At 36.3% G+C, this 17,250-nt stretch carries 11 protein-coding genes; all 11 read right to left on the bottom strand.

Annotated elements, in window-relative coordinates:
- Positions 1-86: 86 nt before the first annotated feature.
- The 11 genes from FA045_RS12260 to FA045_RS12310 all read right to left on the bottom strand — a co-directional run bounded on the left by FA045_RS12260 (position 87) and on the right by FA045_RS12310 (position 17,200).
- Positions 87-2,033 (bottom strand): ligand-binding sensor domain-containing protein, encoded by a 1,947-nt coding sequence (locus FA045_RS12260; RefSeq protein WP_136877367.1) that lies wholly within the window; start codon positions 2,031-2,033, stop codon positions 87-89.
- Between the two features lie 2 nt (positions 2,034-2,035).
- On the bottom strand, positions 2,036-3,097 hold the full coding sequence (locus FA045_RS12265; RefSeq protein WP_136877368.1) for a dihydrodipicolinate synthase family protein: 1,062 nt from the start codon (positions 3,095-3,097) through the stop codon (positions 2,036-2,038).
- Positions 3,097-4,113 (bottom strand): NAD-dependent epimerase/dehydratase family protein, encoded by a 1,017-nt coding sequence (locus FA045_RS12270; protein WP_136877369.1) that lies wholly within the window; start codon positions 4,111-4,113, stop codon positions 3,097-3,099. Before FA045_RS12270 ends, FA045_RS12265 begins: the two co-directional genes overlap by 1 nt.
- A 27-nt stretch (positions 4,114-4,140) precedes the next feature.
- Complete coding sequence (locus FA045_RS12275; protein ID WP_136877370.1) at positions 4,141-5,352, bottom strand: Nramp family divalent metal transporter; 1,212 nt, start codon at positions 5,350-5,352, stop codon at positions 4,141-4,143.
- Complete coding sequence (locus FA045_RS12280; RefSeq protein WP_136877371.1) at positions 5,352-6,824, bottom strand: PQQ-dependent sugar dehydrogenase; 1,473 nt, start codon at positions 6,822-6,824, stop codon at positions 5,352-5,354. The genes FA045_RS12275 and FA045_RS12280 overlap by 1 nt, the downstream gene beginning before the upstream one ends.
- 2 nt (positions 6,825-6,826) lie before the next feature.
- On the bottom strand, positions 6,827-8,284 hold the full coding sequence (locus FA045_RS12285; RefSeq protein WP_136877372.1) for a BNR-4 repeat-containing protein: 1,458 nt from the start codon (positions 8,282-8,284) through the stop codon (positions 6,827-6,829).
- Positions 8,285-8,557: 273 nt separating this feature from the next.
- Complete coding sequence (locus FA045_RS12290) at positions 8,558-10,027, bottom strand: RagB/SusD family nutrient uptake outer membrane protein (protein WP_136877373.1); 1,470 nt, start codon at positions 10,025-10,027, stop codon at positions 8,558-8,560.
- Between the two features lie 73 nt (positions 10,028-10,100).
- Complete coding sequence (locus FA045_RS12295; RefSeq protein ID WP_205943147.1) at positions 10,101-13,514, bottom strand: TonB-dependent receptor; 3,414 nt, start codon at positions 13,512-13,514, stop codon at positions 10,101-10,103.
- A 265-nt stretch (positions 13,515-13,779) separates the two neighbouring features.
- Positions 13,780-14,970: a FecR family protein gene (locus tag FA045_RS12300; RefSeq protein ID WP_136877374.1), complete on the bottom strand. Its 1,191-nt coding sequence runs from the start codon at positions 14,968-14,970 to the stop codon at positions 13,780-13,782.
- Between the two features lie 63 nt (positions 14,971-15,033).
- A complete protein-coding gene (locus tag FA045_RS12305) occupies positions 15,034-15,615 on the bottom strand; it encodes an RNA polymerase sigma factor (RefSeq protein ID WP_136877375.1) in 582 nt (193 codons plus the stop codon).
- A gap of 346 nt (positions 15,616-15,961) precedes the next feature.
- Positions 15,962-17,200 (bottom strand): glycoside hydrolase family 88 protein, encoded by a 1,239-nt coding sequence (locus FA045_RS12310; RefSeq protein WP_136877376.1) that lies wholly within the window; start codon positions 17,198-17,200, stop codon positions 15,962-15,964.
- Between the last annotated feature and the right edge of the window lie 50 nt (positions 17,201-17,250).

A 17,250-nucleotide genomic window follows, 5' to 3' on the forward strand; every position in this document is an offset into this window, starting at 1 on the left:
CAACTATTGTAGGCAAAAAAACAACCGCTTTAAGATTGCTTCGTTCCTCGCAATGACGATTTGGGTGCAAAGTATAGCTTAGCCAATCAAGGCTGATAAGACCACAATTCCGTTTTACGTTTAAAATATAAAGTTCCTTTGGCATCTACAACTAATAACGCGGCATCTTTAGCAATTTCGGTATAGTTTTGCGTTACTGCGTCAATTTTAAACAACAAATTATTATCTGTGCCATAAATTTGTCCGTTGGGGTGTTTTACCAAAAAAGCACTTCGCCAAATGTGACTGCCCAAAGGCGGGTAATCATATAGTTTTTTAACTGAAATTACTTTCTGCTCTGCAACATTAAACACAAACAAATTTCCATCGGCCATGCCCCAAATGTTGCCATCAACTTTAATTAAGCTCGTAATTGCCGCAGCACCCGGAACCGGAACAACTGAAAACGTTTTGGCATTTTTAGCGATATCCCAACCAAATAAAACAGCTTCTTTTGTGGTAGCTTTTACCCCCAAACCACCAGAAACCGTAGTGCCTGCAATAACCAAATTTTTATCGTCAATTAAACTTGCGATTGCTTGATTAGGCACAATATTTTCATGTGCTTTTAACTCATCCTTAACTACATCGTAAATAATTAATGCACCACCCAATTTACCATATTCGGGTATGGTACCGAAAAACATTTTTTGTTTTTCTGGCAAACTTAAAACCGCAAAAGCCCTACTCTGCCCTTCAATTTCGCCCAGTTTACGTGGATTATTATTGGCAACATCCCAGTTTTGTTTGGTGTTGTATACGTAAAAACGCCCTTTTGGATAAATGCCAAAATAAATTTGATCGCCGTAAACTGCCATTCCTTCTGTTTGGTCTAAGCCTAAATATTTCGTGTTTTTATTGGTTTTTGCATCATAAGTTGCATGTCCGCCAGCTAAATAACCACCCGTCCATATTTTTTGATCTGGCCCAACCATAATTGCTTGTATAGGAATTGGCTGTGGCGGAATTTGCAATTTAGTACTGCTATATTTTTTGGTTTTTGGATTGTATTGCACCAAATTGGCCATAGCCGTTAAGAAATATAGATTTTGATCTTTGCCCCATTTAAAAGCATTTGCACTACCCACATTTGCCGCCAATTGTTTAGCCGAACTCACAGCTTTTGTTGGGTCGAAACTGTACAAATTACTTTTCCCTGTATAAAAAACCTGTTTTGCAGCAGAGCTGGATACTGATTTCATATCCATATCGCTGATCTCTTGCTCAACTTTTTTGGTTTTTAAATTGTAAACTAAGGTAATGTTGCCTGCGGTTAGCAAAGCCAAAAGTCTATCATTTCCATCTTTGCCAGCCACAATTTCTAAACCATATACAAACTCACGATCTTGATATTTAGTTGGCAATATTTCTTTCTTTTCTCCTGTTAAGGGATTAAGCTCAATTAAATGCGCATGAGAACCCACACCAGCATAAACCAAACCCGTACTTTTATGATAAGCTAAACTGCGAACATAATTTTCGCCCTCAACCAAAGCACCTTTGCCAACATCAGTAAATCCATCTTTTGGATGATACCTAAAAACTCGACAACCGGGATAAGTTGCGCCAAAAACTTCGCCATTTTTACCAGCAGTTAAATTCCATAAATAGGTTTCACCAGGTAATACAATGCCTAAATCTTCTACTTTTTGACTGCCAGGTTTGTGTTTAAACAAGCTTCCATTTGCTCCTGGGATATATAAAAATCCATCGCTTGCTTGTGCCATATCCCAAACGCCATCTGCTTTAGGTAACTCTTTATCCAACACTAATTTTTTAGTCTTCAAGTTGTAGGCCAACAAATGAGCCGGTTCGCCACGAACAACGGTATAAACTAATTCTGTACCTTTATCATCGGTTACAAAAATACTGCCTTGTATCATTGTAGCTCCCAGTTGCGGCCCGTGATTGGTAAATTTACCATCGCTTTGCGCAAGGGCGAACTGACTAAAACTAAGCAGCAATAAAAGTAACTTGATATATGATTGTTTCATCTTTATAAATCTTTAGCTAGAAATTCTTTTACAAATTCATCATCATTTAAGTGAGGATAAGCAGCATAAACTCTGTCTAATTCTTCATCCTGCCCAGCAGATAATTTTTCATTCGGATTTAAACACCAAATTCCATTCAGTAAACCTTGTCGGCGTAAAATTTCGTGAATACCCGGTATGCAACCGTGAAAATGATTTGCTGGATCGAACATCGCTGCATTTACATCAGTAATTTCAATACCGCGTGTTAACAAGTCATCAGCTGCTGCTGCAGATTTATTGGCTTTGTAAGCTTTAACCTCTGCCAATAAAGAAACCGCTTTGTTAGTCCACACTGCCCAATGCCCCAATAAACCACCAACAAACTCTTTATTTATAGTCTTACCATTCACATTAAATTGATAAGTAGTTAGCAAATCTGCCACAATATTATCATCGTTACCGGTGTAAATGGCAATTTCTTCACATCTGCTACTATTGGCAACCGCACGCATTACATCTAAAGTTTGGTAACGATTAAAAGAAGCACATTTTATAGCTTCAACATTAGGAATTTCGGCAAACTGTAACCAAAAATCGTAGCTAAAAATTCTACCACCAACTGATGGTTGTAAATAAAAACCAAAAACTGGAATAATGGCAGTAACTGCTCTTACACGATCTAAAATTTGAGCTTCGGTTAAACTTTGTAAGCCACCCATGCTCAATAAGCCCATATCGTAACCATATTTTAGCGCCAATTTTGCTTCTTCTATAGCTTGCTCCGTTGGCCCACAAATACCAGCAATTTTAATAAAAGGTCTATCTAAATTTGCTGCATCAACTTCTTCTGCTGCCAGTTTTAAAACCGTTTCGAATAAATTAACTTCAGGATCTCTGATTTCGAATTGCGTAGAATGTACGCCAACAGCAATTCCACCTGCTCCGCTTGCCATGTAATATCTTGATAATTGGCGTTGTTTAGCTTCATCAAGTGTTCTATCTTCATTTAATGCTAAGGGATGCGCTGGAAAAACCGTTCCGTTTAGCAAGTGTTTTTTTAATAATGAATGTAATGTTTGCATTAGAATTTCCCTCCTCTTTCTTGAAAATGTGTTGCTTTACCAAACTCATCACCGCCGTTGGTAATCCAAGTGGCTGTAATATCAATTATTTCTCTGATGGTAACTTTTGGGTAGCCAAATAAGCGATGGCACTCGGATGCATTGTTTAACAAAGCATTACCTGCGGGCTGATTGATGAATTTTGGCGATTTATTAAAGATTTTACCGAACTCTTCAGCTATCCATCTGATTGATAAAATTTCTGGTCCGGTAACGTTTAAGATTTTTGCTGGCGCTTCGCAATGGAGCAAACTACGCAAAGCGATTTCATTGGCATCGCCTTGCCAAATTACGTTTACATTTTCGGTAGTTAAATCAATTTCTTTTTCGTTTAATACCGATTTGGCAATTTCCATTAATACGCCATAACGAAAATCTACTGCATAATTTAACCTGTAAATTAAGATTGGTGTTTGGTTTTGTTTGGCGAAATATTCGAAAATACGTTCTCTGCCCAAACAAGATTGTGCATATTCGCCAATGGGTTCTGGAGTAACATTTTCGGCAACGCCACCCGAAGTTACAGGTACAAATGGCAAAACATTGCCTGATGAAAATGCTACAATATTCGAGTTTTTATATTTTTCGGCAACTCTACCTGGCAAATAAGCATTCATGGCCCAAGTAAAACCTTCTTTACCTGTGGTGCCAAATTTATTTCCCGCGAGGTAAATTACGTTTTTGGCATCTGGTAATTGTTGCAACTCGGCATCATTTAATAAATCGCTGGCAATGGTTGCTACGCCAACGGCTTCTAATTCTGCTTTGGCTTTGGCATCAGAAAATCTCGAAACGCCGATTACTCGGTTGTTCATGCCAGCTGCTTTTAAAGCATCAACTGCAAGCTTGCCCATGCTAACGCCCATTTTACCACCAATGCCAAGTAAAATAATATCTCCTTCAATTTTTTTAATATCTGCTATTAAAGCTGCCGATGGTTTGGTCAAATCCTGCTCTAATTGTTTTAAATCTACCATAGATTTTAGGTTTTATTTGTGTGTTTTTTAGTTGATAAATAATTCGAAAAAGTTTTTTACCGCTAAGGCGATAAGTAGCAATAAGCCCAAAGCACCAGTTATTTTCACGAATAAACTGTTTGCATTTTTGCCCATAATTTGTTTATCATTAGCAATGATATACATGGCAATGCCGATAAATGGAACGAGAAAAATGGTAACGCTTTGAGCGAAAATGATGAGTTCTAAAGGCAGTTTACCAAATATTAAGGCAATGCTTGCACCACAAATCATTACAAATGCGATAAATAATCGCACTGCTTTTGAGCTTAATTTACTGCCATAAGCTAAGGCATCGCCCAATAAACTGCCACCAACTGTAGCATTACCTACTAAGGATGAAAATGAAGCGCCGAACAAACCAGCCAAAAATAAATCGGCGGCATAAGTACCAAATAAGGGCACCAAAGCTTTAGACATTTCTGATGCGCTATTTACTTTTAAGCCTTGGGGATGTAGAACCGCAGCGGCACAGATGATGACCACAACACTCATTACGCCTAAAATGATGATACCAGTGTAACTTTTGTTTGTACCAACAACTCCATTTTTTTTGTTTTCTTGCATTAAATACGATTGGTAAAACGCACCAACAATAGAAAAACAAGATGCCGTAAAAGCAATAATTAAGGCCGATGAACCTAGCGGAATGTTAGGTACAAAACCTTCGGCTATTCCACTTAATGAGGGTTTACTTAAAAATAGCGTAGTTAAAAATGAGATAAGCATCAAGCCTACCAAGACGATCATCAGTTTTTCTAACACTTTGTAAAAGCTGCTAAAAAAAAGCAATGCCATACCAAAAACGTTAAATACTAACACCCAAATCCAAGCTTTGGTTCCTGTTGCTTCTGCTACCGCGATGCCAACCCCAATTGCATTACCCGCCTGAAATGATGTGGCGACTAAAAAAACGCCCAAACCAATTAAAATACTAACCGCTTTGCCCCATTTTGCCCTGATGTTTGTAAGCAAACTTACTTCGGTATGTAAACCAATTCTGGCGCCCATATTGGTAAAAATGAGCATAAAGAAAATGGCTACAACCACAATCCATAACATGCTGTAACCATATTCTGCCCCTAGCTTTGAGGTGATGGTCATTTTACTCGGACCAAAAACCAAGGCAGCGGTAATTATTCCCGGACCAAGCCCAGCCAAAACGCTGATCAATTTATTTTTTTGTGTTTTCGAACTCATTATTTTCTATTGTTTTTCACATCCGTGGATAAAATTTCTTTGTTCTTATTACCCCAATTTGTGTGGATATAATTGATGATTTTCGCCACTTCTTCGTCTTTCAAAAACTTAAAAGAAGGCATTTGCTCGCCTGCACCATTTAAAACCAGCGAGATTAAATCGGCAGATTTGCCATTTACTTTTTTAGAGCTAGCCAAAGCTGGAAACACGTTTGGCACGCCTTTTCCATCAGCTTTATGGCATGATGCACAATATTGTTCGTACAATAATTTACCATCTTTTACTTCTTCAACACCAGTTGATTTAATTGCTCTTAATACGTTTTCTACTGGTTTTTCAGCAATGCTGATTTTTAATATTTTATCATCTTCAGGTAATGGGAAACCTGGCGATGGATTCCAATCTTGGTTACTGGTGCTGATGTAAATTTCGCCTTTTGGCCCAACAGCTACGTCACGTAAACGACCATAATGTTCTTTCAGAAAAATCTCTTCACTTAAAACCTTACGCCCATCTTCCGTTAATTTTAAAACCCTTAAACTTTTTGTTTTTAATGTGGTAAGGAGTAAACTATTTCGCCATTCGGCAATTTTACCGTAGCCATAAAAAGCTATCCCGGCAGGCGCAATAACTGGTGTCCACGATTGGATGGGTTCTACTGTTTGATGTTTTTGGGCAAATAATTTATCGGCAGGCAAATCATGTTTACCCTCAATGTTTGGCCAGCCATAATTTTTACCCTTTTCAATTAAATTTACCTCGTCTTCAATCGCATCGCCATGTTCTGATGTGTAAATTAAACCATTATCGCCTATGGTAATGCCTTGCATGTTTCTAAAACCATTGGCAAAAACATAACTGTTTGGGTAAGGATTATCTTTTGGAACGGATCCGTCAACATTGAGCCTTAAAATTTTACCGTTTAAACTTTTTAAGTTTTGCGCATTTTCTTTTACGTAAGCATCGCCAGTTGCCCAAAGTAATTTTCCGCCTTTATCAAATGCTAAACGAGAACCATTGTGAGCCGTAAAACCATCAATAACCAATAATATTTTTTTGTTGATTAACGTATCGTTTTTATACTCGTACCTCACCAAATGGTTGCTAATTAAACTGTCTATTTTTACCGTATAATTTACAAAAACGTAAGGGTTATTTTTAAAATCTGGGTGAACAACTAATCCCAATAATCCGGCAGTACGTTTATGCCAAACATCGGTTATGGTTAATAATTTCTTTTGTTCTCCTGTTTGCAAGTCAATTTTAGATACAACGCCTCTTTGCTCGGCAAACCATAAAGATTTATCATCGGCATAAGCAATATCCCAAGGCACATCTAAGTTTTTAGCTAAAACTTCAACATTTAATGTTGTGTTCTCTAATTGAATATAATCTATAATGGGTAGCTCTTTTCCCTGCTTGCAAGAGCAAAAAACCACAGCCATACAAAAAATTAACAGGTAATTTTTCATAACTATTTCTTCACTTTTATCAAGATTGGTTTAGCAAAATCTGCATCTATTTGTGTGGGTAATTGATAAACATTTCCTTTCCTATCTGAAAAATACAGCCTGCTTTTTGAGAATTTTCTGCCATCGCCATCGGCCCAAAAAGCATAAAAATCTGGATGCACATTTACCGGCCTACGAGCATAAGAATGGTTAAATTCGCTATTGGCTGTCATGGCTTTACTTTTCCAAGTTTTACCTTGGTTCTTGCTCGTCCACAAAACCATTTCGCCACCGGTATTAAAAGCTTGCGGGCCAGTTGTAGTAGGCCCAACTACTTGCCAAACTCCTTTTTCATCAATGTAAAGCGAACCCATATCGTAATTATTACCAGAATTGGTAAGGGGTAAAATTTCCCAATCGGCACCAGTAAACCTAGCCGTGTACCAAGTTCTAGGGCCGTTTTCTGGGCCAGCTTCGTAACCTTTGCTGGTTAAATAAAGGATAACGGGATTTCCTTTCGCATCATAAGCCAAATCGTTGATGTAAACATTTAAGCCAAGCGAATGATAATCTTTTACCAAAGCAACATTCGAGACATCTTTAAGTGGTAGATTTAGTTCATCGCCTTTGGCAGATTGCCAAGTTTTGCCAAAATTTTGAGTTTGGATATAGTATAAATTTGAGCGAAAATTTAATCCATTTTGCCCTACGGTGACCGGATGATAATTAAATGCACTGCCTAATTTATTGTTAAACTGACCGCTGGTTTGGTAATGTCCTTCTTCTATTGTGGCTAAGTCTTTCCAGTCAGAATAACTTACACCATCTTTACTGGTCATGTAGCTAATGGTACGCCTTGGTTTTGAGGGTTGGTTGGCAATTACCTGACGATCGTAATGCGTAAAAAGATTGATGAACCCATTTTCTGGTTGATACCAACTTTGTAAATAAGAAAAATTATTCATCGGTACTACCTTACCATTTTCTATTTTGGTAGTTTGAATTTGTTCAAATTTGCTGATATCATAAGGTAGCAAACTTTTGTGTACATAAGATGGCCCGTTTGTACCATGTGCAGTAGAAAATATCCAGATGTAACCCTCTTTATCAATATTCATTACCGGATTATCATGCGCATTGTTGGTTTTTTTATCTAAAACTACGGTTGGTTTTGGAACCATTTTAGTTTTGTGATCGAAATAAGAAACGCTATGCAACAATGTTTTTCCGCTTATATCTGTACCGCCATAGCAAAAAAAAGTTTTGTTTACTTTGGCCACATAAATAGAAAATGGATAGTGGTTAGCGGGATAAGTGCCTAAACCACCACTATATTTGTATACATATTCGTCTTTAGAAGGTTCGTTGCTATACCAAATAGAACGATAGCCAGTATCTTTGATATTAAGTGTTTGAACTTGAGCCCAAGAAAATTGAAAGCACAAAACAAAGGCCGTTAAATGGAAAAGGGATTTTTTCATTTAGGTTAGGTTTAGGAGAAGAATTTTGTTTGATAAACTAAGTCCGATTACTATTATTTCAAATTAACTTTTTAATACCCCTACTATTAGTAAGGTCGTCATGCTGAATTTATTTCAGCATCTGTTTAGCATGAAAGACCCTGAAATAAATTCAGGGTGACGAACGACATAACCCAAAACGTAGTTTAAACCTTAAAAATCAATATTTAACTATCGATCTCAGGTTGATAAAGTTCATCCCAATTTGTAAACTGGGATGAACATTACAATCAATTAGTTGGTATAGCCAGGGTTTTGTTTGATCAAAGCTGGGTTAATATCGATTTGACTTTGAGGAATTGGGAATAACACATGGTGAGATTGAATACCTTTACCGGCCATAACGGTTACAGCCCTATCGGTGCGAATTAAATCAAACCATCTGTGTCCTTCGAAAGCTAATTCAACTCGTCTTTCTTGCTCAATGGCTAATCTAAATGCAGCCTGATTAACAATTCTAAGTGCCAAATTAGCATTATTGCTTGTTTTGATTAATAAACCAGCTCTTAGTCTAACTTGGTTTAAATAAGTGAAAGCTGGTCCATCTGCAACGTAACCTTGCTCATTTAAGGCTTCCGCGTACATCAACAGCACATCAGCATATCTTAAAACAATCCAATTGTTGTCGCTATCTAAGTTAGCTGCTGGCACACCTAAATACTTAACAATATAATTGTGTTGTACTGTGTTTGCACCAAGCACATAACTGTTTCTCATTGATGCCGCTTTTCTAGCATCGTTAGCTTCATACGCATTGCTCATATCGGCTGTTGGTATGTTTTGCCCCAGTGGATTACCAATAGAAACAACCGCAGTACCTGAACCTATAGGTGCAAACTGATTGGTATATGGACTTCCCTCGCCAGCAGAACCTTTTTTAAATTGAACTTCGAAAATTGATTCTCTGTTATTTTCATTAGCAATACCGAACACACCTGCATAAGTTGGCAATAATTGGTATTTATTTAAACCAACATTATCGATTACTTTTTTAAGTTGTGGTGCTGCTAAATCCCATCTTTTTTGAGTAAGATAAACTTTGCCAAGTAATGCTGCTGCAGCGCCTTTTGTTGCTCTACCAATATCAGCACCAGTAAATTCGTGAGGTAAAACAGCTTCTGCATCAGCCAAATCAGTTACAATTTGAGCATAAACTTCTGCTGATGGATTTCTACTATACGTATAACCTTCTTGCGGATTGTTAATCACTTTTGTAACCAAAGGCACATCGCCAAAAATGCGAACTAAATTAAAGTACATTAAGCCTCTTAAAAATTTAGCTTCAGCGGTATATCTTGCTTTTAAACCCGCATCCATATTAACTGCTTCTATTTTTTCGATTACAATGTTTACCGATTGAATAGCTTGATAATGCCCAGCCCATGTAGTACTACTAATAGAAGTAGTGGCTAAATTTTGGAAATTATCTACCGCCACTAAATCAGAACCTGCATTTGGATTAGTAATTTCTGTGTTATCAGAACGCATATCGCCAATAACGTGCATAGAAGAATAGTATAAACCTCCAGTTTGCAAGCCAGCATAGGCTGCAGAAAGGGCATTCTTCATATCGTCGGCTGTTTTATAAAAGTTGTTCCCATTCATTTGAGATATAGGAGCACGATCTAAAAAGTCTTTTGTACAACTACTGGCAGAAAGTAAAATTATTACGCCTGCAGTAAAAATTGTTTTTATATTTTTCATCTCTAAATATTTTGTTTTCAACTGAAATAAGGCTTTCCCGATAAATGGGATGCTTTCTTTTCAATTGTTATAATTAAAATCCAAAATTTAAACCAAACATAAATGTGCGTGCTAATGGATAACCACCAGAATCTACACCCGGCATTAATGGGTTAGCTCCTTCTACACTTACCTCAGGATTATAACCTTCGTATTTGGTAAAAGTGTAAGCGTTTTGCACAGTAAAACTTAATCTCGCGTTAGCAACTTTTAAAGATTTAGCAATTGAGGCTGGCAAGTTGTAACCCAATGTAATGTTTCTAATTCTTAAGAAAGATCCATCTTCTACAAAATCAGAAGAAGCATTGTTGATTACAGAAGCGATACCTAAAGCATTAAAATTTCTATCAATTTGCGGACTTACGCCATCACCACGGTCGCTTTCAGATTTCCATCCGTTTGCAGTACTTTTTAATACGTTGTAAGAACCAGCATAGTTACCATAAAATCTTCGAGCTGCATTTAATACTTCAAATCCGTGAACGCCTTGTAAGGTAAAAGCAAAATCGAAACCTTTGTAAGCGAAGCTGTTAGTCATACCATAGGTAAAATCTGGAAATGGACTTCCGATATTTGTTCTATCATCTGCAGTAATCACACCATCGCCATTTGTATCAGCAAATTTTAACTGACCAGGTTTAGAAAACGCAGTTCCGTTCGCATTTCTAATAATCGGTTGTGTATCAATTTCATTTTGATTTTGATAAACACCAACAACTTTATAACCATAGAATGAACCAGGTGCTGAGCCAATTTCTGTTACGTGAGTATTACCAGCAGCAAACGTGATTTGTCTGGCTAAAATACGAGAACCATCAGGCCCTAAAGCTAAAACCTTAATGTTGTTGGTAGAGAAATTTAAATCTGTAGTCCATTTAAACTCTTTTACCAAGTTTCTGCTCGTTACTGTAAATTCAAAACCTTTGTTTTCAATTTTACCAATATTTTGTAAAGCATTGGTATATCCTGTTAAGGTTGGCACCGGAACATTTAACAATAAATCAGAAGTTTTTTTGTTGTAATAATCAACAGACATGGCTATTCTGTTTTGTAACAGACCAAATTCCAAACCAATGTCTAACTGTTCATTTTTCTCCCAACTTAATAAGGTGTTACCGATATTTGCTAACCTAATACCATTGTTAACCGAACCTCCGCTAGCACCAAAAATGTAATTATCTGCTGATGTTAAACCAATAGCTCCGTAATTACTGATGAAATTATTTCCGGTAATACCGAAACTTGTTCTAATTTTTAAATCTGATATCCAATTTACATCTTTCATGAAGTTCTCTTCAGAAACTCTCCATGCCAATGAAACTGAAGGAAAAACACCATACCTATTATCAATTCCGAAACGGGATGAACCATCAGTTCTAAAAGTTGCGGTTAATAAATATTTATTATCATAACTATAATTTAAACGAGCTAGATAAGATATCAATGCCCATTCCTCTTTTATTGAAGTAGCATTGGTAATTGCACCTGCAGCACTGATGGTTTTAATTTGATCGTTCGGAAAGCTTGTAGCATTGATATTATTTAGTGCTGAGTTTTCTTTCTGAATGGTATATCCCAAGAGGGCATCAAAAGCATGTTTATTTATTTTTTTGTTATAATTTAACGTGAACTCGGTTAACCAATTTCTGCTTTCTAGGGTATTATTGTTAGCTGTTGCCAATTTAGTGTCATTAACACTATTTGGGTTAATTACCGAAGGATTGAAAATTTCTTCTCTAAAATTTCTGATATCAGCACCTACTAAAGCCTTAAATTTTAATTCTTTCAGTATGCTAAGTTCTGCAAAAGCAGTTCCCAACAACCTCATGTTACCTTGTTGATGAAAATATTCTCTCGCTATTTTAACTGGATTATCTACCTCACTTGTACCAATACCTTGACCAGTAATTTTTGTATAACTACCATCTGCATTGTAAGGACTTAAGTTAGGATTTGCAGTTAAAGCTGATTGAATAATGCCACCACCTTGCCAGTTTCCTTCGGCCAAACTTTGGTTTGAGAAATTATATGAAGGAGTAATGTTTGCACCAACTTTAACAATTTTGTTTACCTGCGATTCTACATTGGCACGGAACGAGTAGCGTTTTAAGTCAGAACCTAAAACAATACCTTGTTGCGTTAAATATCCGCCAGAAATAAAATACTTAGTATTTTCATTGCCACCAGAAAAATTAATTTGGTAGTTGCTCATTGGAGCAGTTCTGAAAATTTCATCTTGCCAGTTGGTACCTTCGCCTAAAGCATCTGGATTACTTAATGATGCCGGCAATAAATACATTACGTTGTTTAACCTTGCAGAGTTTGGATCTGAAGCAGAACGACCAGGAGCTGAATTAACCCAGGCATTATTTCTAGCTTCATTCATGTATATGGCAAATTCTCTAGCATTTAAAACATCTAAAGTTCGCTCTACTTGTTGTACACCTGTATTTAAGCTAAAATCTATTTTAGAGGCTCCCGATTTACCTGTTTTAGTAGTGATAATTACCACACCGTTTGACCCTCTTGAACCATAAATAGCTGTTGCAGAAGCGTCTTTTAAAACTTGAATGCTTTCAATATCAGCAGGATTGATTGTAGCTAAGGGGTTATTTCTTTGGTTATAATCGTTAGTTACCGGAAATCCATCTACTACATATAGTGGCTCATTACCAGCAGATAACGATCCAGCTCCACGTACTCTAACCGTTGCACCACCACCAGGAGCGCCCGTTGCTTGCGTAACCTGTACACCTGCCATTTGACCCGCCATTGCTTGATCTAAACTTACAATAGGTTGATCTTTAATTTGCTTAGCACCGATAGAACTAATAGAACCTGTAACATCTTTTTTCTGCACTGTACCGTAACCAATTGCTACAACAGCATCTAAAGTTTGACTGTCTTCTTTTAGCGTAACCGTAATATTTGTTCTGCCACCAACAGTTACTTCTGTGTTTACAAAGCCTGTATAACTAACTACTAAAATTGCATTATCTGGCAAATCAGCTATGCTGAAATTACCATTTCCATCTGTCATTACACCTTTAGTGCTATTTTTTAGCCTAACGCTTGCACCAATTAATGGCAAACCAGCTTGATCTACTACTTTACCTTTTACATCTATTGGTAAAGCCACTTGTTCATTTTTAACAGGTGCTTTAGTTACCACGATGGTTTTTTTGTCTATCGTGTAGGTAAATAACTGATCTTTGAAACTTTCTTTCAACGCTTTTTCTAAGCTTACACCCTTTAAATTTAGTGTTACTGGTTTTGCGTCTTTAATTTCGTTGTATTTGTAAAAAAAGAAATATCCACTTTGCTCGCCAATTTGAGTGAGCGCCTTTTCTAAAGGGATATTTTTACCAATGAGGTTAATGTTTTGCGAAAAGCTTTTAGCGCTAATCTGCAAACAGCCAACAATCATAAAAATTACTGTGAGTTTCATAGCTCTTAACAGTTTTGGGTGGATTTGCACAGCAAAATGCTGCATTTTTCCATAAAAATTTAATTGCATACTTTTGTTAAGTTTGGTTGAACTGATAAAAATGACTAACGATTTTTTTTCTCTAACGCCAAATAAATTTCCTTAACGGGATAAAGCCGGTTGTGTTGGTAGCACACCGGTTTTATTATTTATGGATTAGAATGGAGGGATTGTAATTATGTCTTCATATGTTCTAAGGGGTTTAGGTTTATATATTTGGTTTTGTTCAATTAGATATAATGATGGTTCTGCCTTTTATAGCAACATTAATTTTACTGCGCTCTAAAATACTCAGCACTTCTTCTACGTGTTCGCTCCTGTTAATTTTACCTACAAAAAGGTCTTTGTTCATTTCTCCTTTAAATTCAACATCTACATTGTACCATCTCGAAACTTGTCGCATAATGGTTTGTATATCTGCTTTATTAAATTTAAAATAGCCATTTTTCCAAGCGATGGCCTCATCTTCATCAGCTATTGCTACCAAAATTTGAGACTGATTTGCATTAACTGTAGCTTGCTGACCAGGTTTTAATATTTTTGAAGTGGCTGTTTGCACCTTGCCATTGGCAATTTTGCTCACGCTAACACTTCCTTCGAGCAAAGTGGTTTTATCAGCGGCTTCATCATCGTAAGTATTCACATTAAAATGAGTTCCTAATACTTCTATGATTTGATTTTTAGATTTTACTTTAAAAGGTTTGTTCGCATTTTTAGCAACTTCGAAGTAAGCTTCACCAACAATTTCTACCTTACGCTCGGCACCTTTAAATTGTGTAGGAAAAGTAATTGATGATGCTGCATTTAACCAAACCTTGGTACCATCAACTAAAATTAATTGGTATTGACCACCTCTTGGTGTACTGATGGTGTTGATACCAGCAGGCGCATTTGCTTTGATTTGATACTGCAACTGTCCATCTTTATTTTTGGTAATGATAACTCCAGATTGACTAGCCAAAACACCATTTTCTTTATCATTTAAAGAAATCTGATTGCCGTTTGCCAAGGTAAGCACTGCATTGTTACTGCCCGGAACAATGGTATTTTTTACAGGTTTAGGATTGGCAATTACTATTTGTTCTTTGGGGCTTTCATTATTAAAGAATAATATGGTTAAGCTACTTATCAATACCAAAACCGCAGCAATTGCCAGCCATTTATATTTTACAAAAAGTGGTAATGATTTTATTTCTTCTTGGGCTAAAACTGATATTTGAGATTTAATTTCTTCAGCTATTTCATTTTTGAGCACATTTTTTTGTGTGCTATTTATCTGTGCAAATCCATCCTCTTCTTGATCAAAAAGATCATAATAAGCATTTAAAAAAGCAATTTCTTCGGCATTTGCCAAACCAGCATTATATTTTTCGAGAAGTTGTAAAAACTCTATTTTATCCATTACAAATTTCGGCATAAGTATGCCATTAATAGATAGAGCTATAACTCTCAGAAACTCCCACGAGAAAATAAAATATTTTTAATTATAGACGTGCAACATCATTACAAAGTAAAGCAAATCTAAAGATCCACGTAATTGGTTTACGCTTTTGCCTAATTGATTTTGTACGGTTTTACGTGTAATATTCAATTTTTCGGCGATTTCTTTGGTGCTCAAATCTTCATGAAAACGCATCCTGAAAATTTCTTGCTGCGCAGGTGTTAAGGTTTCAATTAGCGCTTCGTATTTAAGCATAAACTCTTTTCTTAACACTTCGGCGTCGGCATTATCTTTGGTGGCAGATAAATGCGCTAACAAATCTGGTATTGGTGTAAAACGTTGCTCTTTTTGCATCCATTTAAACACATTATTTCTTACTGCTGTAAATAAATATGGTGCAAAATGATCGATGTTGATCTCCTCACGTTTTTGCCAAATTTGCAAGAAAATATCTTGAGTGATATCTTTAGCGTAATCAGCATCTTTTAACCTTTTATACGCCGCTGAGTAAACTTGTTCCCAATATTTATCGTACAAAGCATCAAAGGCCAACATGCTGTTCGCTTTAATTTGCTGCAACAGCAAATCATCTTCTGCCTTATTATCTTTTGATTTAAACATTTTGGGAGTAAATCAAAAATATTGAATATTTTGGATTAAACAACCAATTGTACTGTAAAATCTTTATTTAGGCAAAATTTGGCGATGTAAATTCATCAAATGAACATATAAATTGAATGTTTCAAGTGATAAAATGATACCTAAAAGCATTTAGCTAATTCGAGCTTGTAGCTCGGACTTTTATATTAGTTTCTAACTGTAGGAACTACAAGCTCGCACCAGCATTATGTAACAATCGCTCGTCATTGCGAGGCAAGAAGCAATCTTAATACGCTAGCTTGTTGTTATGTAGCGATAGTTGTAGGATTGCGTCGTCGTTCCTCCTCGCAATGACGAGGTGTTAAGCCTATTTCTTCAGTTTCTGATACCTTAGCAACCCCTCTAAAAAATAATAATCAGCATAAATTAAAGGCACATCAATTTCTCTGCCACTTGGCAAATTACCTGTGCTGTGTTTCAATAAAAAGTAAGGATTAGCCTTATCTGTATTTAAATACTGATCGGTACTTAATGATTTGAGCATTTTAACCGCAGCGTTATAATATTTTTCTTTTTGTTTTCCGTTTAAAAAAGTGCTTAGTTCTAACATCGCCGAACTTGCAATTGCAGCTGCAGATGCGTCTCTTGGGGTTGTTTTAAATCTATTCGGATCGAAATTCCAATCTGGTTTATAGCCTGCTTGCCCAACATTAAAATCCCAATACGGAATTCCATCTGCTGGTAGATTTGGATGATCTAAAAAGAAATCGGCCATTTTAACTGCAGTTTTTAAGAACCTTTTATCTTTTGTTTCTCTATAAGTTGTGGTAAAGCCATAAATACCCCAAGCTTGTCCTCTAGCCCAATTAGATTCATCAGAAAAACCTTGCAAAGTTTGTTTATGCAGCACTTTACCAGTTTTTGGATCGTAATTAATCACATGGTAAGAACCATAATCAGTACGTAAATGATTTTTCATGGTTTGCTCTGCATGTTTAATGGCGATGTTTTTATAGGTATCGTCTTTAGTTACTTTAGAAGCATAAAATAACAACTCCAAATTCATCATATTATCCATAATAACTGGATATTCCCAAGTATTGATATCGCCCTTAGATTTACGCTGGTTCCAAGATTGAATGCTACCCACTATTGGCGAATAACGTTTGGTTAATGTTTTGGCGGATTGCACCAAAATTTGCTGATATTTCGGATTGTTATCAAAACGCAAAGCATTGCCATAACTGCAATACATCATAAAACCAATATCGTGGTGCTTATCATTAAACTGATTACTTTCTAAAGAATTTGTCCATTTTAGAGCCGCGATTTTCCATTTCTCCTCTCTGGTAAACTCATAAATGTACCACAAACTCCCTGGCCAAAAACCGCCAGTCCATTCATCTATTTGGTAGTATTTTACAGTCCCATTTGGCAAAAAAGAATGCGGATAATTTTTAAAATTATCTCCTGTTAGGTTTAAGAGTGAAGTGTATAATGGTGTCGCAGCATCAAAACTTCGTTTTACAAAATCATCATCTTTGGTTTTTAGCGCCGTAAAACTGATGAAAATAACAAGGGCTAATACAAGTTTAATTTTATTCATTTTGGTTAGGTTGATAATTTGGTTCTAGCTATAAGAGCTATTGTATATCA

It is taken from the genome of Pedobacter cryotolerans (assembly GCF_005116475.1).
GTDB classification, from domain to species: Bacteria; Bacteroidota; Bacteroidia; order Sphingobacteriales; family Sphingobacteriaceae; genus Pedobacter; species Pedobacter cryotolerans.